Annotated in this window: 16 protein-coding genes; 9 read left to right on the top strand and 7 right to left on the bottom strand. The window is 48.3% G+C overall.

The window, feature by feature from the left end; genetic code table 11:
• The first annotated feature begins 144 nt into the window (after positions 1-144).
• The 3 genes from NSQ57_RS02440 (at position 145) to NSQ57_RS02430 (ending at position 5,446) form a co-directional block, all read left to right on the top strand.
• Positions 145-2,478 (top strand): ribonucleoside-diphosphate reductase subunit alpha, encoded by a 2,334-nt coding sequence (locus NSQ57_RS02440; protein ID WP_029517884.1) that lies wholly within the window; start codon positions 145-147, stop codon positions 2,476-2,478.
• 20 nt (positions 2,479-2,498) lie between these two features.
• On the top strand, positions 2,499-3,530 hold the full coding sequence (locus NSQ57_RS02435; RefSeq protein ID WP_029517885.1) for a ribonucleotide-diphosphate reductase subunit beta: 1,032 nt from the start codon (positions 2,499-2,501) through the stop codon (positions 3,528-3,530).
• A gap of 164 nt (positions 3,531-3,694) precedes the next feature.
• Complete coding sequence (locus NSQ57_RS02430) at positions 3,695-5,446, top strand: methyl-accepting chemotaxis protein (protein ID WP_340931247.1); 1,752 nt, start codon at positions 3,695-3,697, stop codon at positions 5,444-5,446.
• Between the two features lie 184 nt (positions 5,447-5,630).
• Here NSQ57_RS02430 and NSQ57_RS02425 read toward each other — a convergent pair whose 3' ends face one another.
• Positions 5,631-6,467, bottom strand: a complete 837-nt coding sequence (locus tag NSQ57_RS02425) for an HAD hydrolase-like protein (protein ID WP_029517887.1) — start codon at positions 6,465-6,467, stop codon at positions 5,631-5,633.
• A gap of 170 nt (positions 6,468-6,637) precedes the next feature.
• Here NSQ57_RS02425 and NSQ57_RS02420 point away from each other — a divergent pair, with 170 nt between their 5' ends.
• The gene (locus NSQ57_RS02420) at positions 6,638-7,132 is read left to right on the top strand and encodes a hypothetical protein (RefSeq protein WP_340931245.1); all 495 of its coding nucleotides are present in this window, start codon (positions 6,638-6,640) and stop codon (positions 7,130-7,132) included.
• On the opposite strand, the gene NSQ57_RS02415 is transcribed toward NSQ57_RS02420, so the two are convergent.
• The gene (locus NSQ57_RS02415) at positions 7,116-8,720 is read right to left on the bottom strand and encodes an NAD(P)H-hydrate dehydratase (protein ID WP_342425583.1); all 1,605 of its coding nucleotides are present in this window, start codon (positions 8,718-8,720) and stop codon (positions 7,116-7,118) included. The two genes, NSQ57_RS02420 and NSQ57_RS02415, sit on opposite strands and share 17 nt — an antisense overlap.
• Before the next feature lie 33 nt (positions 8,721-8,753).
• On the bottom strand, positions 8,754-9,386 hold the full coding sequence (locus tag NSQ57_RS02410; RefSeq protein ID WP_342425582.1) for an NAD(P)-dependent oxidoreductase: 633 nt from the start codon (positions 9,384-9,386) through the stop codon (positions 8,754-8,756).
• Positions 9,387-9,660: 274 nt separating this feature from the next.
• On the opposite strand from NSQ57_RS02410, the gene NSQ57_RS02405 reads away from it, so the two are divergent.
• Positions 9,661-10,626 carry a FliJ family protein gene (locus NSQ57_RS02405; RefSeq protein WP_165148008.1) on the top strand — a complete coding sequence of 322 codons (966 nt, stop codon included), beginning with the start codon at positions 9,661-9,663 and terminating at the stop codon, positions 10,624-10,626.
• 271 nt (positions 10,627-10,897) lie between these two features.
• A complete protein-coding gene (locus NSQ57_RS02400; protein WP_039270301.1) occupies positions 10,898-11,854 on the top strand; it encodes an ArsR family transcriptional regulator in 957 nt (318 codons plus the stop codon).
• A 118-nt stretch (positions 11,855-11,972) separates the two neighbouring features.
• Here the strand turns inward: NSQ57_RS02400 and NSQ57_RS02395 are convergent, their stop codons facing one another.
• The 3 genes from NSQ57_RS02395 to NSQ57_RS02385 all read right to left on the bottom strand — a co-directional run bounded on the left by NSQ57_RS02395 (position 11,973) and on the right by NSQ57_RS02385 (position 15,450).
• Positions 11,973-13,025, bottom strand: a complete 1,053-nt coding sequence (locus tag NSQ57_RS02395) for a lactonase family protein (protein WP_165148005.1) — start codon at positions 13,023-13,025, stop codon at positions 11,973-11,975.
• A 212-nt stretch (positions 13,026-13,237) separates the two neighbouring features.
• Complete coding sequence (locus NSQ57_RS02390; RefSeq protein ID WP_029514730.1) at positions 13,238-14,440, bottom strand: tetracycline resistance MFS efflux pump; 1,203 nt, start codon at positions 14,438-14,440, stop codon at positions 13,238-13,240.
• Between the two features lie 248 nt (positions 14,441-14,688).
• Positions 14,689-15,450 (bottom strand): AAA family ATPase, encoded by a 762-nt coding sequence (locus NSQ57_RS02385; protein ID WP_029514729.1) that lies wholly within the window; start codon positions 15,448-15,450, stop codon positions 14,689-14,691.
• A 212-nt stretch (positions 15,451-15,662) separates the two neighbouring features.
• Between NSQ57_RS02385 and mprF the strand changes: the two genes are divergently transcribed.
• Positions 15,663-18,305, top strand: a complete 2,643-nt coding sequence (gene mprF / locus NSQ57_RS02380) for a bifunctional lysylphosphatidylglycerol flippase/synthetase MprF (RefSeq protein ID WP_029514728.1) — start codon at positions 15,663-15,665, stop codon at positions 18,303-18,305.
• 104 nt (positions 18,306-18,409) lie between these two features.
• Here mprF and NSQ57_RS02375 read toward each other — a convergent pair whose 3' ends face one another.
• Entirely contained in the window at positions 18,410-19,036 is a 627-nt protein-coding gene (locus tag NSQ57_RS02375) for a nitroreductase family protein (RefSeq protein ID WP_069010781.1), read from the bottom strand.
• Positions 19,037-19,272: 236 nt separating this feature from the next.
• Here NSQ57_RS02375 and NSQ57_RS02370 point away from each other — a divergent pair, with 236 nt between their 5' ends.
• Both NSQ57_RS02370 and NSQ57_RS02365 read left to right on the top strand, forming a co-directional pair.
• Positions 19,273-19,749 carry a disulfide oxidoreductase gene (locus NSQ57_RS02370; protein ID WP_039270297.1) on the top strand — a complete coding sequence of 159 codons (477 nt, stop codon included), beginning with the start codon at positions 19,273-19,275 and terminating at the stop codon, positions 19,747-19,749.
• Between the two features lie 167 nt (positions 19,750-19,916).
• Positions 19,917-20,414, top strand: coding sequence for a cytochrome c biogenesis protein CcdC (locus NSQ57_RS02365; RefSeq protein ID WP_029514725.1), 498 nt, complete (start codon positions 19,917-19,919; stop codon positions 20,412-20,414).
• The last annotated feature ends 35 nt before the right edge of the window (positions 20,415-20,449 follow it).

The following is a 20,449-nucleotide window of genomic DNA, read 5'->3' as shown; positions in this document are numbered from 1 at the left end:
TCGCTATTTCTATGTTATTGGATTACATACAGCCCCCAAATGCTGTCTGACCATCGCTTTTTTCGCCATTATCTTCTCATCATGATCATTTTCATGCCTATTCCCAAGTATGATTCCAAATCAGGAAAGCGAGGAATTAATCCTATGCCACAACTCGTAACCAAACCAAACAATCGCCAGTTGGCTTTTGACGAAATACGCATCTCCGTATATGCCGACCGTGTACTCAGCGGACTGGACAAGCTGGATAAGGATCGACTCATTCGCGGTGTAACTAGCAAGCTGCGCCGGGACGAAGTCACGGGGGATGACATTAGCAACGCGTTTGCAATGGCTGCCCTTGAATTGGTTAGTAAGGAAGAACCGGACTGGAAATTTGCCGCTGCACGTGCTTTGCTCACTTCCTTGTATAAAAAAGCGGCTACTCACCGCCGTTACAAATCCTATGCGGACGAGCCTTACGGCGCTTTTTATCCACTGATCACTGATTTGGTCCAAAAAGGAATTTACCGTCAAGAACTGCTCGACTACTATACCAAGGAGCAGATTGATGAGTTGGGCGATTCCATTTTGCCGAAAAATGACCTGTTGTTCGATTATATCGGGCTGTTAACACTGTCTGAGCGCTATTTGGCCAACGATTTTGACGGACGCGTAATGGAACTGCCTCAAGAACGCTACATGATCATCGCGATGTACCTGATGCACCAAGAGCCTGCCGACAAGCGGATGGAGCTGGTCAAAGAAGCGTACTGGGCGATGAGCAACATGTACATGACAGCAGCTACACCAACTATGTCCAATGCCGGAAAAAAGGTGGCCGGACAGCTCTCCAGCTGCTTTATCGACACCGTAGACGACTCATTGGAAGGTATTTTCGACTCCAATACGGATGTAGCCCGTCTTAGCAAAATGGGCGGCGGCATCGGCGTATACCTCGGTAAAGTACGGGCGCGTGGTTCCGATATCCGTGGACATAAAAATACAAGTTCCGGCGTCATTCCGTGGATTCGCCAGTTGAACAATACAGCTGTTAGCGTAGACCAATTGGGTACTCGCAAAGGTGCAATTGCCGTATATCTGGACGTATTCCATAAGGACATCCTCGCATTCCTTGACCTGAAGCTGAACAACGGTGACGAGCGGATGCGTGCACATGACGTGTTCCATGGCGTATGTCTGCCCGATCTGTTCATGGAGCGGGTCGAAGCACGGGGCGAATGGAATCTGTTCTGTCCGCATGAAGTGAAGAAAGTAATGGGCTGGAAAGATGACAACGGTCGTCCACTGGGACTGGAAGATTTTTATGATGAAACCTTCGGTTCAGGTACCTTCCGCGAAAAGTATGAGGAGGCGTCACAGCATCCCATTCTCTCTCGTATTACAGTGCCTGCCATCGACATTATGAAGCGCCTGATGAAGTCGCAACTGGAAACAGGTACGCCTTACATGTTCTACCGTGATACGGTAAACCGGGCCAATCCGAACCGCGCCCATGGTATGGTGTATTCCTCCAACCTGTGTACGGAAATTATGCAAAACCAATCTGCAACTGTAGTGGAAAAAGAAGAATTGGTCACCAAGGACGGACAAACGCGCATCGTTATTTCCAAAATTCCTGGCGACTTTGTGGTGTGCAACCTGAACTCCATCCATCTGGCTCGTGCGGTTCCGGCAGGTGTGCTGGATCGCCTCGTGCCGATTCAGGTACGTATGCTGGATAATGTTATTGATATCAACAACATTGAAGTACTGCAAGCACAATATACGAACAGCCAATATCGCGCTGTCGGTCTGGGTACATTCGGACTGCATCATCTACTCGCACTGGAAGGTATCCGTTGGGAATCCGATGAAGCGGTAACCTATAACGATCATTTGTATGAAAAGATTAACTACCTGGCCGTCAAATCCAGCATGGAGCTAGCGAAAGAAAAAGGCCGTTATGCCAAATTCGAGGGCTCTGACTGGTCTACCGGGCACTATTTCACTTCCCGTGGCTATACAGACGGTACACGCGAAGGCAAATTTGTCACTACCTCCGAGTGGAGTGAGCTTGCAGAAGAAGTCCAACAAAACGGTGTCCGCAACGCATGGCTGTTCGCCATCGCGCCTAACGGTTCCACGTCAATTATTGCAGGCTCTACCGCCAGCATTGATCCATTGTATGAGCTGCTTTCCTATGAAGAGAAAACAACTTACAAGATTGCTAACCCTGCACCGGACTTGAACGAAAAAACTATCTGGTACTACAAGACGGCTTTCTTGCTGGATCAACACGCTTCGATCAACATGGCTTCTGCACGTCAGCGTCATATTGACCAGGGCCAAAGCTTTAACCTGTATGTACGGCCTGATATTAAAGCAACTGAATTTTTAGAGCTGCACATCCATGCCTGGAAATCAGGTATGAAATCGACCTATTATGTACGCAGCCGCGCACTGACGATTGAAGAATGTGATAGCTGCGCATCCTAAACTAAAGGAGAGAAGCTCTCATGCAGTTACAGAAGATTTTTAACACGGAAGCGCCAAATCGCTCTACCCGTATTATTGAAGGCGAAAGCTCCGGTATTTTGAATTGGAACGATATTCGGATGCCACATATGTACAAATTGTATAAAGTGCTACTGCTGAATCACTGGATTCCAGATGAAATCCCGATGTCCAAGGATGCGTCCCAGTTCCCTGTGCTGGATGCCGAAGAACAGCGCACCTTCAAAATTAACATCGGCCTGCTGGCTGTACTGGATTCAATGCAAACGATGTTTGTCGGGGATGTAAAACGCTATTTTACCGACTCGTCACTGGAAGCTATTTCAGCGATTATCGGGCAGCAGGAAGTGGTGCATAACCAGTCCTACTCCTACGTTCTGTCTTCTTTGGTGTCAGATCAGGAACAGAAGGAAATTTTTGAATACTGGAAAAACGATCCTGTCCTGCTGGAGCGTAACACATTCATCTCGGACATTTACCAGGAGTTCCGCGATGAGCAGAACCCGCAAACCTTTTTCCAAGCGATGGTAGCGGATTTGATTTTGGAAGGCATTTTCTTTTACAGTACGTTTGCTTTCTTCTACAATTTGGCCCGTGATCAGAAAATGATGGCAACCAGCCAAATGATCTCGTATATTCAGCGTGATGAAAATCAGCATTGCTACTTCTTTGCCGAAGTGTTTAAGCAGCTGTTGTCTGATTTCCCTGAGCTGAATACCAAGGAAAATACGGACTATGTCTATCGTATGATTGACCGCGCTGTGGAGCTGGAAACGAATTGGGCGCATTATACGCTCAAAGAGGTTCGCGGCATCGACCTGAACGAGCTGAGCGATTACATCAAATACATGGCAAATATGCGCCTGAGATTGCTTGGTATGGACAAAGCGTACGAAGGCGTAGATGTAAACTGTATGCCTTGGATTAAACCATTCTCAGATGAAGCGCTGAATGCGACAAAAACGGACTTCTTTGAAGCAAAATCACGCAATTATGGCAAGGTCGGAGATGACAACGGATTTGACGATTTGTAAGTCATAAGATACAGCCTTAGCTCGGTACTTACCGGGCTAAGGCTTTTTTCATGAGAATTTACGCAAATACGCAAAAAAATCATGAAACATCTGAATAACTATTCATATTTTCCTATTTGTACACGATATATATGAAGAAAAAAAAACAAAGTAAGGAGCATATTATGAAAAGCAGCGTCAAAAAAAGAATGGGATTACAATCCAAACTCTACTTCATCTTGCTCATTCCTTTAATAGTGATTGGCGTCATTGTTTTGTGGACGACCAATCAATCTATCCAAAATGCTTCTCTATCAACCATGCAGCTAAACAATGAAACACTGGCAAAGAACACGGCCCAGTTACTGGACAAATCCGCAGTCAAGAGCTTAAATACGGATACATCTGAGCAAAGCAGCGCGTATAAGCAGCTTCGGAACGAGTTAAATACGCTCAGGCTGCAAACTGGAATCCTGTACATCTATATGTACAATCGGGTTGGCAATGAGTGGAAAATTACGGTGGATGGAGCCGCATGGGACGACAAAGACTACAGTCCATTCGGAACTCCTGTAAGTTTTACCCTTAAAGAAACGGAAGAGAAATTAAAACAAGGGGAAACGGTAACTACAGATATTACAACGGACCCTGAGTGGGGGACGATGTTTTCCTCCTTTACTCCCATTAAGGATACAGACGGAACCATCATTGGTTATTTGGGAATCGACAGATCCCTGTCCTCTGTGACTGAAGTATACGAACATACCTTGCCCGAAGCCTACCGATTAGTTATCCCTGTTATCTCCATCATTCTGATCATCTCCATTGCGGCTATGATGCTGGTAACCCGGCGGATACTGCGTCAGGTGAGATTTATTAAAAATACACTGGAGCAAGTAGCCGACGGCAACCTTACGGTTACATCGTCGCAAGTAACATATGATCAGTTAGGCGAAATCAGCGGATTGACGAACAAAATGGTGGAAGCCATGTCGAATATGATTGTGGATATTCAAAGCAGTTCAAGTACACTCCAGCATGCATCGAAGAATATCGTCGTGACAACGGAGGGGACACTCCATCAGACTGAGGAACTGTCCCGTACGCTCCAGCAAATTGCCGATGTCTCTATTAACCAAGCAGAACAAGCGGTGGAATCGGTTCAACAATCTGACCGATTAGGACAAACGCTGGATGAAGTCGGAAGCCATGTGCAGCAATTCACGGATACAGCCCATCATCTCAATGAGGTTCGCAATCAGGTAGCCAGTGAGCATGAACTGTTATTAGAAAAAGGACGAGAAAGCGCCCTGCGTATCAAACAGATGCAACGTATGTCACACGCCTTAACCGAAAAATCCCGCGAGGCGGCTAACATCGGTCAGCAGGTACAGGGCATCGTAAAGCAGACGCAGATTTTGTCCTTTAATGCATCTATTGAAGCCTCACGTGCAGGCGAAGCTGGCAAGGGTTTTTCTGTAGTCGCTCATGAAATGGGACAACTTGCCCAACAATCCGCCATATCGATTCGTGAAATCGATGAAATCTTAAGCAGCTTTGTTGAGCAAATTGAGCAAATGGGTGATCAATTTGATGAAAACATAAAGACCGTCAATGAACAAGAAATCCAAATTTCGGTATGTCTACAGTCTGTTGACAAAGTCACCCAGGTCTCACAGGAAGTTCAGGAGTTAGCTGCACATCTGGCTCAATTGACGGCAGAGATGCAAGAGGTACGTCACAGCGTAGATCAACATTTAAATCACACAGCCAGCGCGGCACAGCAGACTGCCGGAATGACAGAAGATGTATCAGCAAGTGCTCAGAAGCAGGCCCTAGCGGTAAAAGAACTATCCGAAGTAGCCCGCAATTTGACCACACTATCAAACAATCTGCAGCGTCATGCCGACCAGTTCCGGGTAAAAAACGCTGAATAGTGAATATTATGTTGGATTCGATTCAACTGAACGAAAAGAAGTAAACTAAAATGGAGCATTCGCTAACGTAGCGAATGCTCCATTATTATGTTTTGAAAGCCGAGCAGAGTTCACCTTTATCCGAGTAGGTGCATACATATAACCTAGAAGTGTGTATTCAAGCACTCCAGACTCATATCCGTTCTTATGACGGAGGTAGCGCCGCTGTTTTCACCTGTTTTGTATAAGAAGGATAGCCTCCCGTATGCTGGAGCATTTCGATTTCACGCAAAATACGCGGCAAGTCAGCGACCGAGTTCATCACGATGTGGGCTCCTGCTCTTTTCAAACCATATACACTCTGTCTGCGCCGTTCCTCAGCCACTCTGTCTTCCGCTTCATGGCTGGTCGTTTGAGCTACAGTCGTCACGCTTTCGTTATGGTTCAAGACACCAATCGTCCATACACCGGCGTTCCGTCCTTCTTGCATATCGGCTGCTGTATCTCCTACTTTCACAATATCGCTCAGCGGAAATACCTGCAAGCGATGTGCAATTTCATAGATCATCCACGGATAAGGTCTCCCCTGCGAAACTTCACAAGGGGCAACCATACAATCCAGCGTATAGGGTGACTGTGCAGGCGTAAATACGTGACTGAGCATCTCCATTGGACAGGATGCAGTGGCACCTGACTGAATGCGACGATCCTGCAACTCCTGCAGCGCCCTGTCTATACCGATAGCAGGCTCAGCCCCTTGGATCAAGGAGCGGAGAACAGGGACAAGCTCAAGATAAATATGCTCAATATCCACTCTGCCAGGATGCGCACCAAAGCACTCCAGCCATTTTTTCCGAACCTCTGAAAGTCCCAGCACATTCGCAATATGATCCCGGATCGGCATTCCTCGCCCATGAGATACCTGTTCTTCAGTTACCTGTATACCTTTCCATCTGAAAATATCACGCATTCCCTGGGTTAAGCCTCGTCCTCCGGGGTCTAACAATGTACTTTCGAGATTAAAAATAACCGCTTGTATCATGCAATCCCCGCCTTTCCGTACCGCGGCTATCCGCAATCTTTATTTTGCTTAGGAACATGATACACAGCTAACGTAAACTGAAATGTCGTAAACGGTAAGCGGATTGTAATTGAAAATAAATTCCTTGATTGGTTGTGAATACCGAGTGTGATCAGAGGAGGAGTCGCAACATGAGACAGCCTTGGAATGAATTTAATTCCAAAATGCCTTGGCGGATGGAGCTTGGTTGTTATGCGCTGAATAAACTGGCCTGTGGAGGATTGGTTTTTGGTCTCTTATGGGTTTACTGCTATCTGACAAAGGAAGTAATAGGGGTTCCTCTGACTATAGCAGGCAATAGTGGTGAACTGACCGCGCAGCTGTGGGCCTATGGTTTTGCCCTTCCTGCCGCTCTTGCCGCTGATGCGCTATGCGATCTTTTACCCTGGCTTCACAAGCCCGAGCAGCTCACCCTATACCTCGCTGCAGGATTCAGTGTCTTTCTCCTGCTAGGTTCTTTGATGTCGCCTGCCGGAACGGGCATTTCATGGAGCAACGGCATAGCAGGTGCAGGGATTACACTGCTGTATTATGGAGGAAGGCACTGGCTGAACCGTGAATATGGATTACAGATCATGCTGGCCTTCCTCCTGCCACTGCTGCTATGGCCTATAGGGCTTCAATAATGTCGCCAGCGATCACAGAGGCAGGATGCTGGCGATGACGTGCGGCTGTTTCTCCAGCCGCACCATGCAAATACACGCCAAAAGCTGCTGCCTGCGAAGCACTCAGGCCCTGAGCCAGCAAACCTGCGATGATGCCTGTTAGCACATCGCCCGCACCGCCTGTCGCCATCCCAGCATGGCCTGTGGTATTAACGTAGGCCGTTCCATCGGGACAAGCGATGACCGTGCGCGCTCCTTTGAGCACCAGCGTGACCCCACGTGTTCGGGCGTACTCCCGGGCATGGGTGATACGGTCACGCTGCACCTCTGCTGTCGGTATGCCCAGCAGACGAGCCATTTCACCGGGGTGCGGCGTCAGTACGACCGCCGCACTTCTCGGCTTCCAAGCCTCCAGCTCAGGCCCCGCCGAGGCGAGGATGTTCAAGGCGTCCGCATCAAGCACAAGCGGACCGCCGTATTCCTCCCACAGGCGGCGCAGCCAGCCGGTGTCCCCTGCAAAGCGGCCGAGGCCGGGGCCGACGGCCAGCACATCACGTGCCTGCGCGAGCTGTAGCAGCTCGTCTGCGGAGTCGGCGTTCCATTCGCCGTCTCCGCCTGCTACTGCGGCAGCGAGCATTAGTTCCGGCGCGGCGCCAATGACGCGCGGCAGCAGCGCTTCGGGCACCGCCCACGTGACAAGGCCGCTGCCGATGCGCAGGGCGGCACGTGCGGCCAGCAAGCCCGCGCCGCTCATGCGCAGGCTTCCAGCCGCGACCAGAACGTGGCCGTAGGTGCCCTTGTGTCCATCCGGCACGCGGCTGCGGCTTACATCCACGTCCAGCGCAGCGCGCAGCGTGTCACGGGTCAAGAGCTGCAGCTGCACGCCGCACTCACGGGCAAGGCCGGGTGGAATACCGATGTAGCGTACCACCACATCGCCTGCGGTCCCGGCGCCTGGATATTGGACGAGCCCACGCTTCAAGTAGGCGAGGCATACGGTGACGCGCGCACGAATGCACGGCTCGTGCAGTGCACCTGTGTCGGCGTCAAGGCCGCTAGGCACGTCTACCGACACCAGCGGCACGCCGCTGGCATTGGCCTCGCGGATCAGCGAGGCGTAGGGTTCGTGCGGCGGGCCTTGCGTGCCCGTGCCCAGCAGGGCATCGACGATGCCGGAGGCGCCGCGCAGGTCGAGGGTATCCCGGCCATAGAGGATCACCGGGATACCCAGAGCCGCGATGATATCGCGCTGCGCAGCCGCCTCACCGCGCAGCGTGTCTGGCGGCTCGACGTACACAACGGTGACGCGTAGACCTGCATCGGTTAAATGGCGGGCCGCCACCAGTCCGTCACCACCGTTGTTGCCTTTGCCTACGAGGATATACCAGTGTTCTCGTTCCCGTAAGTCATGTCGTCCTTGACTCCACGTCTCTGTCCGTATAACACCGCCATGTCCCGGTATATCCCCCGGCCCAGTGTGTGAAAGCTTCAATACCTCGTCAGCTACCGCGCGCCCGGCATTTTCCATCAAGGTAAGGGCCGGAATACCCAGCTTGTCAATTGTATAGCGATCCAATTCTCGCATTTCTTCGGCGGTCACCATATACATGCCTTTCACCTCCCGTATGGCTATCCCTGCTTATTAATATCCAACTGTAAAACGGGAATTGACAAATTCCCCTTCTACTAATTCATCAATCAGGGCTACCGCATAATCTTCGACCGAGATACGGCTATGGCCTAATTCATCAACCACCAAATGATCCAAACCAATACGGAACTGTCCTGTACGTTTTCCTGCTTCAATCATTCCGGCAGGACTACAATAGGTCCAGTCTACATCCGCAGCGCGGTACAGCTCCAGTGCATCTGCATGGGCAGCCGCCAACGGCTTCACTTCCTCCGGAAACTCGGCGGTATCCATGAGGCGTTCACCGTTTTCTGTTTTCAGACTTCCCGCTCCGCCAACGACAAGGATGCGCTCCGCGCCGGAACGCCGAGTTCCTTCCAGCAAAGAACGAGTCGCTTCGAGCAGTTCTTCCTCTTCTCCAAACTTGGGACCGTATGCGCTAATGATAGCATCGTGCCCTTTGGCCACATCCGTAACAGAATTTGGATTCAGAATATCCGCTTGAACCACTGTCAAATATTCACTTTGCTCTGTCATACGTTGCGGATCGCGCACCGCCGCCGTCACCTGATACTTACGCTTGATAGCTTCCTTTACTAACGCTTTGCCGATTGTTCCTGTTGCCCCGAAAATAATAACCTTCATATTCACTGCCTTCTTCCTGTCTATAATTTACTTACTGTTATTTATCCGTTTTATCTCCAGCTTAAACCCGTGCAGGATATCGATTTGATGTCTCATGATGTTCTGTTGCATTTTCTATATTTTTATTCATGCCGAATCTCCTCTTCCTGCTTGTAATCTTGTCTATTTTACCAAAAAATACTTCATATATCCTGGTCAAAGGTATACAAGCCCTTGAAATGCCTGTGTAGTCTGTGCAATAGTGTAGAAAGAACAATGGAAGGAGGGATTGCGGGTGTCCCCGACGGACTTCGCGGCGTTAGTCGCATATATCTCACCCGGTCTGATCGCCTTCCTGCTGGCGTTGTCTTTGCTGGTATGGCTGTATGTTCACAGTGCAGCCCAGCTTCGAAATTCGCGTCAGCAGCGGCTGGAAGAATTACAGGAATCGCTGCGTATCTATGGACGATTAGCTGGTTGCCTCCAAACCACTACCCAGAACGGGTTCAATAACAGCGAAAAGCAGTACCAGAACGGACTCATCCACGCTCTCCAGGAAGCCAAAGCTGCTCCCTATTTGACCCCTCACCTTCAAGAGCAGGTCCAAGCATCCCTTCGGGAGTGTGATGCGTTCCGCAGAGAATTGCTTCTCAAATCACTGGAGCGTGAAATGAACAAACTTATTGAGGAACGGCGTCTTGTTCTGCTGGAATCTCATGCTCCGGGCTGGGGAACAGCATTGTGGAAGCTATTGCGTCCAGCAGCTGGTCCGCTGGCACTGGCAGGAATCGTCTGGTTGGTCACAAGGCTGGTTGTGGAACTGACAGCCTCCAGCCATGTTGATGTTAGTCTGCCCGACACTGCACAATCTGCCTCATGGCTCATAGGGTGTGCATGGATGAGGTTCGTTTCAGGCTTGATCGCCCTACTGTATGTATATCGGCTGATGACCCTGCGCAGACAAAATGATCTGGACGTGACGGCATCCCATTTTCCAACAAGCCTGTTGTGCTTGGTAATCGCCGCTGTCGCCCTGTTTCAATGGATCGGACCGGAAGCATCTCCCTACATACTGGCTGTTCAGCTTGTGCTGTTCTTGATCGGCTTCCGACTTACCCGAGGTCGCTCGCGCAGTGATCGTCCTTATGTTGGTCATCCCGGCTTGATCAAGGCAGATGCTTCTCAACATCAGGATTTACGCGCAGCAGATACAGATAAAACGGCTGACTCTTCTTTGGCAGAAGAACATATCCGATCCTAAACACCAATGGCACATGCCTCTACCCGTATCCTGCCTGCAAATCACATACCATCACAGGACATCCCAACAACAAAGAAAGAGTTTATGGGGTGTCCTGTTTTTTGAACAATTTTTGGATTTTTGTGGGGTTAGGCTTGTGCCAATGATCAAGGAAAGGGTATATTGTTTATATAAATGTAAATCATATCGTTTTTTATGTATTATTATTGAAAAAAATCCATATATGTTAAACTACCATCAATTTATGATGTGCGTTAGAATTGGAGGAACTATGCAACTGGACATTTCTGAAAAATCACTTCCCGTTTATGAGGCGCTGGCCAGTGAGGTTCGGCTAAACATGATTGTTCTGCTTGCGGAGAAGCCTATGAATATACGTGAGCTGGCGGAAGCGTTGGGGCTCAGCAGTGCGATTATGACGATGCATGTCAAGAAACTGGAGAGAGCGTCCATTATTTCGACCAAAATGCTGCCCGGACGAGGCGGGGTGCAGAAAGTGTGCTCACTGGCAACAGACAAAATTGAAATCGCCATGCCACGCTATCAGCAGGATGTACGGCAATTCCATCAGACAGAGATTTCCGTCGGACACTTTACAGATTTTGAAATACAGGCGACCTGCGGACTGGCTACCGTCGAAAAGATCATTGGTGAATTCGATGAGCCTCGTTCGTTCTTGGACCCTGAGCGCTTCAATTCCAAAATTCTATGGTTCAGCCAAGGATATATGGATTATAAGGTGCCGAATTTCCTACTGTCCAGCCAAAAAGCTGAGGAACTGGAAATTTCGATGGAACTATCATCCGAGGCCCCTTTTACCAATGATAATTGGCCTTCAGATATCACTTTTTTCCTAAATGATGTGAATTTGGGTACATGGACCAGCCCAGGGGATTTCGGGGATAACCGTGGTAAATACACACCTGCATGGTGGCCTGATTTTATCAATCAATATGGTCTCCTCAAAAGACTTCGCGTTACCTCCGAGGGTACCTTTATGGATGGGAAGCAAATTTCTGACGTGACTTTAAGCCAAGTGCTGATTGATCAGAAACAATGGAAATTCCGTATTGCCATATTGGATGATGCCCAGCATGTGGGAGGGGTTACTCTGTTCGGCACCGGATTCGGTAACTACAATCAGGACATCTTGTTCCGTTTGTACTACAAACATGCAGAAAATCATACCAAAACAGTAACGGTAGAAGCTGGCGATAGCAGCAAATAGTTTTAGTCCACTTCAAGACCTGAACACGGCGTTTTGCCCATGCCTTTCATGGGAAACAAAGCGCCGTGTTTTATTTTTCATTCACTTATATCGTACTCTTTTGCCACGTGCTATCCGATTAGCGTACAGGTTCAATACACACAGGTGAAGGAACCTCCAGCACATATCCCGTTCGGGTCAGCCTTCCATCCTCACTATGGATGGCAAAGGATACGAGGTTGTTTCCATCCTGATTCGCCACTACCAGATAACCGGACAGGATGTTGAAGTTACGCGGTGTGCTGCCGAAGGTTTCCACCCATTCAACCGTCTTCAGCTTGCCGCTGTCCAGATCGACATGGTATAGCACGATGCTGTCATGGCCGCGGTTTGACACATACAAAAAGCGTCCACAGGGCGTAATCCGAATATCGGCTGCTGTATTATCTACATTTATAAAGCCTTCTGGCAGTGTGGACAGGCTTTGCAGCAATGTAAGCTCACCATTACGTTCGTTATAACTAAACACAGCGACGGTATTGTTCAACTCATTGGCGACAAAAGCATATGGACGCGAAGGATGAAAAACCAGATGACGCGGTCCAGAACCAGGTGGCAAATCTATCTCACGATGGGTCACCAGTTTTCCATCCTCTGTCAAACGGTATACCACAATCTGATCCAGCCCCAGATCACATATCAGGGCATACTGTCCTGAAGGATCTGGAATAATCGAATGCGGATGTGCCGCATCCTGACGGTCCTGGCGAATACCTGAGCCGGTATGCTGAACTTGCCCCGACATGTCTCCTAATCCTCCAGCTTCCGTCACAGGGAACACAACGGCATTGCCGCCTGAATAGTTGGAAGCCAGCACATATCGTCCATCGGTTGTTACGGAAACATAGCAAGTATGTGCTCCCTCTGTCCCTTTGCGATCCAAAGGATGTAATTCCCCCGTCTGGGTATTCACCTGATACGCATACAGCTCGCCTCCTTCTGTTTCACTGGCAGCATACAGCTTTGTCCCATCCGGGTGTAGCGCGAGAAAAGAAGGCCTCTCCATCCCTTCCACACCTCCAACCATGCGCAGATCACCATGGGTCACATTCAAAGCACATACATATATTCCTCTTTCCTGACGAGACGCATAAGTCCCTGTATAAAATAACTGCTCATTCCGCTCTTCCATCGGCTCTCAGCTCCTTCTAGCTTTTTTTATCTGGCTTTTAGCTCTACTATTTGTCTTGTTGTAAAACCATCATGCATTATTACCCAAGATTCTGTCGTTTCATTAACGTTTCGCAATGTATGCAAAAAAATAGCCTCCTTCGGCGCCATCTGTGGTTCATAAGAACGTCACAGTTCACACCAAAAGAGACTAAATTTACGACAAGAACAACATTAAACCGCTGTGGTTTGCGTATCTCTGCTATTCCATTTTACAGCCAGCCCCAAACTAAGGATGAGAATGACTGCCCCAAAAATATATGGCAAATTGATATGCACATCGAACAATTTACCCGCAAGTGCAGGCCCCAGAATATTACCAATACTCATATAAGCATTGTTCATGCCGGCTGCAACTCCCTGCTCATCCCCCGCCATTTTGGATAAAGCAGTATTAATGGCTGGCCGCAGCAACGACGTAGCGGTAAAGAAGATGAGCGATACCCCGAGTACATAATAAAAGTTGCCGGAGAGCAGCATAAGCACAAGGGAAATCGCTGAAAACAGAAAGGAGCCGATAATGACACCTTTTTCGCCAAAACGATTCAACATCGGGCTAATGACCACAGCTTGAATCACGGTTCCGACCAGTGCTCCTACGGTAATAATGATAGCAATATCACGCTCATTGTAATGAAACTTGCCCGTCACGAAGAAAGGAAACATCGTTTCAAAATGCGTCAATCCAAAGGTTAGCGTGAATATCATAATCAGCAGCATAAAGTAAGGCTTGCGGAAAGAAAGGGCAAACTGTTTAATCACATTATCCCGTTTGGCCTTGACATTCCGAAACTTCAACTGTTTCTCCAGCGACAAGGTTTCGGGCAGCATAATCAAGGAAATCAGTGCAGCTACGCCCGATACGGCCGCCGAAACATATAAGGGCGTACGAATCGAGATATCTGCCAGCAAGCCGCCCACACCAGGACCGATCACAAAGCCAAGAGACATGGCAGCACCCAACAACCCCATTCCTCTACCGCGATTGTGGACCGTTGTAATATCAGCAATATAGGCCATCATCGGAGGAATCATAAAAGCTGCTCCTGCACCTCCCAGCAAACGGGAGATATATAGTATGGTTAACGATTCCCCAATCGCAAACAATACAGAAGACGCCGTCATGATTACCAAACCGATAATAATCATTTTTTTACGTCCGTATTTATCGGACCATTCTCCCGCTAACGGCGAAAACAGGAATTGGGTTAAGCCAAACACGGCAACCAAATAACCACCCGTTTCACCACTGCCTCCCAAGGAGCTCATAAACTTGGGAAGGATCGGAATAATGAGGCCAATCCCCAGCATGGCAATAAACATATTAATCATCAAAATGACCAGCGGCCCCATTTTCAACTGTTGTGAATCTGACATGTAGCGTTTTGTCCTCCTCAGGTTCTTTATTTCGTATACGAAAATCTTATTTTGCAACCATTCCAGCAAAACTCTTCATTATATTAATAGAGAGAAGGACAAATAACAATCATAAAATACTTCCGATAACCCTGAATCTTTCCTTTGGGCAGAACAGCAAAAAGGAACAACTTGAAATGGCGATGTTGTCCCTCTCATAACGAACGACCAGGATGAATTTCTGGAACGGTCTGGCGGTCCTACGAACTTTATTGTGGATCTTCGAATAGCTCCTGTATCATCTTTTCCCTGTTATTCAGAAATTGTTTCGTAATGATAAAATGATCGGTTTCCTCTAGCGTCCGGGTGTCAATCCCTTCATGTGTCAGATGATACAAGATGGAATCTGGATAAGCCATCAAAATAGGGGAATGAGTAGAAATGATAAACTGTGAGCCCTGCTGCACCAGCTCGTGAATCCGTGCAAGCATGGCCATCTGGCGCAAAGGCGATAATGCAGCTTCCGGTTCATCCAAAATATACAATCCTTGCCCTCCAAACCGATGCACAAAGGCAGCAAAAAAAGACTCGCCATGCGACTGCTCATGCAGCGATTTACCCCCGTAGGAATCTCGAATCGGTCGCCCTCCTCCTTCTCGATCCAGCTCGTCGATGTGAGTCGCCACATTATAGTAGCTCTCCGCCCGGAAAAAGAAGCCATCCCTTGGCTTTTCTACCCCTCTCACCAGCCGGATATGCTCATACAGTGAGGAATGCGTGGCTTGTGTAGAAAAATTGAAATTTTTAGTACCTCCCTCTGGATTAAATCCCCACGCGACCGCGATTGCCTCCATAAGCGTCGATTTACCTACGCCATTTTCTCCAATAATATAGGTGACGGAAGGATGAAATTTGAGTTCGTTCCACTGGTGTAAGGCTTTTAAGTTAAACGGATATTGGCTCTTGTCCGCATCTGGAGGCCATATCAGCTCCAGGCGACGTATAAAAAGATTACGGTCCCATATACTCATATCCAAATCAGCTCCATTGCCAAGCAATTCACTAGGTTTTCCATCATTATATTGGAATTATTTACAGCAATCAATCTGAAATCCCATTTCGTAACCCTTCTGTTGTTATTGAAGCGATTATTACAGGTATAATATATAGTAATGTTCATCGGGTATGAAATCTAAGCACCTCATTCCGTGTATATCTCATTCTTTTCCAAGCAGGTGAATCTATGAAATCTAATCACAAACCGATTCAATCTTTTAAAATCGTACAGTTCATAATGACCATCTACAGGCAGCGATTGACACGTATTTTGCTACCGTTGGCTGTACTGGCTTTTATTATATGGGAGGCCGGACGAGAACTAAAAGACTTTAATCTGGCGCGTATGCTTCATGAGCTGCGGCGAATGGATGCCACCTTTCTCATCGAGATTGGCTTGTTCTCACTGGTTGCTGTGGCGGCTATGAGTGCATATGATTACGTAATCAGACATCATTTCAAGCTTCAGGTCAAGCCTGGAACAACATTTCGCTACGCCTGGATCTCCAATACCTTTAATAATGTCTTTGGTTTTGCAGGCTTTACAGGAGCGGGACTTCGCACAGTACTGTATAAGAAAAGCGGTGTGCCGTTGGGTGTCATCACCTCTGCGGTCGTGTTTCTTTCGCCAGTCGTCATTACCGGACTATCTTTGCTGGCTTGGGGAGCCATTGTTCATCTGTATCCGGTACAGCCTGTACTGGATGCTCACCCGTGGCTTCATTGGGCGCTGTGGGGAATGGCATTGTACCTACCGCTATTCCTGATCATGCAGCGCTCCAAACGGTACTCCACATGGTTCAACAAGGGAGAAGGACAGCTTTCCTGGTCCACCATCTCCGCTTCCATCAGTGCTTCCCTGCTGGAATGGCTGCTGGCTGGCCTTACCTTTGCATGGATCGGCTCGCACTTGCTCCATGAACTGCCGATGCATGCTGTGTTCGGTATTTATGTAATAGCCGCGATTGCCGGGTTAATCAGTCTTGCACCCGGAGGGGTCGGGGCATTCGACATCATTGCCCTGCTCGGGCTGCAAATGGCGGGAGCCAACTCAGATCGGGCACTGGCTGTCCTACTGGTCTTTCGCGTCTTTTATTACATCATCCCGTGGCTCATCGGCTTGGTATTAGCCGCGCTGGAAATGATTCCGCGTAACGAGCGCCTGAATCAGCTAGCTGAGACAGGTTGGGATTACTCCCTTAATGCCTGGCAGAAGGTATGGGGCTGGCCTGGTCAATTCCGGTTTTTGGCCGATCTAGGGGTATGGGCGCTTGGTAAGCTGGTACTCATATCCGGCGTGGTGCTTCTTTTGTCGGCAGCTACGCCCGGTCTGTTATATCGGCTTCGTTTTGCTGAGCATTTGCTCAGCCTGCCCGTCATGCGCTTGTCGCATGAAATCTCGGTCATCATCGGAATTATGCTTGTCGTCCTGTCCCATGGAATCTCCCTGCGTATTCGCAGAGCATTACGACTGACATTGATACTGCTTCTGACAGGAGCTATTTTCACCTTCACTAAAGGTCTGGATTTTGAAGAAGCTTTATTCCTACTGTTTGTGGCTTTAATGCTATGGATTTCGCGTTCGCGGTTTTATCGGGTCAGTGCGCCGCTGAATCGGCACAACATTTTAATATGGGGTGGATTATCTCTACTCGTAACCGGGGCTTATTTTATCATTGGGGCAGGCTCCAACACTCCCTTTATGCGCCATTTGCATGCCAAGGTCCATCTAGACTTTTTTATGAACCGCAGCGATTACGGAGTTACCGCCGTGTTTAGTCTGATTTTGGCATGGGTATTCCTGACGGTATATTTCTTTCTTCGACCTCAGCGTAGCATCGCTAATCTACCCGACGAGCAGGAGCTGGATAAGCTAAAAGAATTTTTGGAACGGCAGGGTGGTAATCTCGTCTCTCATATGCTTTTTCTGGGCGATAAATATCTGTATTGGACCAAAAATGAACAGGTTGTCATTCCCTACGCTCGTAGCCGGGACAAACTGATTGTATTAGGTGACCCACTCGGTCCAAAAGAACGTGTGAGTGAAGCCATTCAGGAATTTCAGCGGTTCGCAGATCGGTATGCGTTAACGGCTGTATTTTATCAGGCCTCGCCGGAGTATTTGTCCATCTATCACGAGAACGGCTATCGCTTTTTCAAACTGGGCGAGGAAGCACTGGTGCCGCTGGAATCATTTACACTGACGGGCAAAAGCAATCAAGCGCTACGCAGCGCCAAAAACCGTTTTGACCGCGAGGGCTACTCGTTCGAAATCATCCAACCGCCTCTAGAGGCGTCACTGATTGAGGAGATTCGTCAGGTTTCGAATATTTGGCTGGATGGGCGCAAGGAGAAGGGATATTCACTCGGCTGGTTCAAAGAACCCTATCTTCAGTTGGCTCCGATTGCATTGCTAAAGGACTCTGAAGGGAAGGTCATCGCTTTCGCTACGATGGCCCCTGCCTATGATCATGGACGGACGGTCTCCATTGACCTGATGCGCCACTTGTCTGACACGCCAAATGGCACGATGGATTATTTATTCACACGGGTCATTGAGTGGGCCAAGGAGAGTGGGTATACGACATTTAATCTGGGAATGGCACCGCTGTCCCAGGTAGGACAAAGTGAAAAGGCATTGCGCGAGGAAAAGCTGGCCCGACTTGTTTTCCAATACGGGGGTCATTTTTACGGTTTTCAGGGGCTGCGGCGCTTTAAGGATAAATTCAAGCCGCAATGGGAGCCGCGCTATCTGGCCTATCCAGCTTCTGTCTTTCTACCGATCCTGACGCTGGAGCTGGTATATCTCGTATCCAAACGCTCGGACTAAACAAGGGCTGACAACAGGACTTTAATAGTCTAACACGACGTAAAAAAGGGTGTTCCCCAACCACGAACGGTTGCTGGAACACCCTTTTATATTCACAAATCTTCTTAGAAGCTGCCTTTTACAACAACTTCAGAGAGTGGAAAACGTCCTGATGGACGTGCTGGCACTTGTGCCTTACCTACACTAATAAGCAGGGTTGGCAGGTAACGTGCTGGAATATTGAATTGCTCGATCAACTGTGCTGGAATGAAACCGCCCATTGCGCAAGTGTCGTAGCCCAGAGATTTAGCAGCCAACATAATATTTTGTGCTGCAAGAGCAGAGTTCAGGATGGCTGCATCGCGAGCTACTTGCGGGTTTTGGTACGCGCCATTGATTTGACCTACCAATGCGTCACGGATTTCCGCTGGCAGTGCGCCTGCTTCTACCGCTTGATCATAAATGACGGTGTTACGGTTCGCTTCCAAATCACCCAATACGGCAATCGTAACGGAACTTTCCGCTACTTGACCCTGATTGTAGGCGATAGGCAGCAATTTTTGCTTGTCCGCTTCGCTTTCGATAACAAGGAATTTCCAATGTTGAAGGTTCCAAGCGGAAGGAGCTTCTATCGCCGCAGTCAAAATAGCCTCCAAATCTTCCTCTGGCAATTTAAAATCCTTAACATAGCTCTTTACCGCGTGTCTTTCACTAATCGTAGATAGGGTTTCATTTTTTGGACTACTCGACATTCTGGGCACACTCCTAATTTCTTATGATATATATCTAACTTGAATCCTCATTAACTTCCCAAACTACTGCAATTATAAAAATGATAGTTAGTCATGTCAATATGTTTAAGTATGACCCTGCACTCAAAATACAGTACAATACGGATAAAGACATACATATCGGCAGATGCCTGCCGATGGGACAAGACATAATGAGTTCATTTTGTTCTCATTTGAATTAAAAAAGGAGCGTTACTATGATTGGATCGTTTAAAAAAACAGATATTGCTTTGTTTGCCGCCTGGGTTGTAGCTTGTGTGGCAACTTTGGGCAGTCTGTATCTCAGCGAGATTTTGGGGTATGAGCCTTGTAAGCTATGCTGGTTTCAGCGCATTCTGATGTATCCCCTGACCCTTCTACTCGGGATCGCCTATTTTCGAGGGGATTCGGGGATACGCCGTTATGTCATGCCGTTGGCTATCATTGGAGGTGCGATTTCGGCCTATCATTTTACCATTCAGCGCATCCATGCAGCCGCCAAAGCAGCTACGCAAACTTCAACTTCCTGCGGCAGAGTATCCTGTGAACAGGATTACCTAAACTGGTTCGATTTCATCACCATTCCTTTTCTCGCACTGATCGCCTTTATCCTTATTATTGTAGCCATGGGTTATATCATGCGAAAGGAGAAAAAATCAGCTCAGGGAGAGGTACAAGCAACAGAACTCGCATAAGTATGAAAGAGACCCAATTATAGGGCCAGTGTTATCACCAAGAGGCGTATAATCCGCTTGCCGGGGGAGAGACTGTAACTAAATATATCCATTGCATATGTGGTATAATGTGAAAGGTTTGCAGTCTGTCCAATAACGCTTATATTCCTTATAGAGGGGGCCAGTCCATGTTTCATATTAGCACCCCATTGCTGCAATATGGCGCAACCTTCGGTATGATCTTAATCGCTATATCGGCTATTTTCATCCGTATGAAGACAGGTCATCGCCCGATTAATGCCAAAAAAATCATCATCCCTCCGCTCGGCATGAGCACCGGTTTTATGATGTTCGTGGTACCGGAAGTACGGGTTCCCTGGCTTTGGGCGCTGGGCGCTTTTCTGGTCGGCTGGTTTATTTTTTCTTACCCGTTGATCCGCAGCACCAAATTTGAGTTGCAAGAAGGGCTGGTTTTCGTGCAACGCTCACGTACCTTCTTCTTTATCCTATTCAGCCTGCTGATCGTCCGATTGCTGCTGCATGAATTTATTCAGCATTACATTACCATTCCGCAGACAGCAGGGCTATTTTTCATCCTAGCCTTCGGCACCTTGTTACACTGGCGGCTCCGTATGTATTTTCAATATCGTCAATTCGTTCCGGACGAGACAGAAGTCCGCATCTGACCAACGGTTTTTTAACATGCTTGCTAGCATATTGC

The sequence above is a fragment of the Paenibacillus sp. FSL L8-0502 genome, assembly GCF_038593055.1.
Classification (GTDB): Bacteria; Bacillota; Bacilli; order Paenibacillales; family Paenibacillaceae; genus Paenibacillus; species Paenibacillus polymyxa_D.
This window is presented reverse-complemented; position numbering and strand designations above follow the sequence as displayed.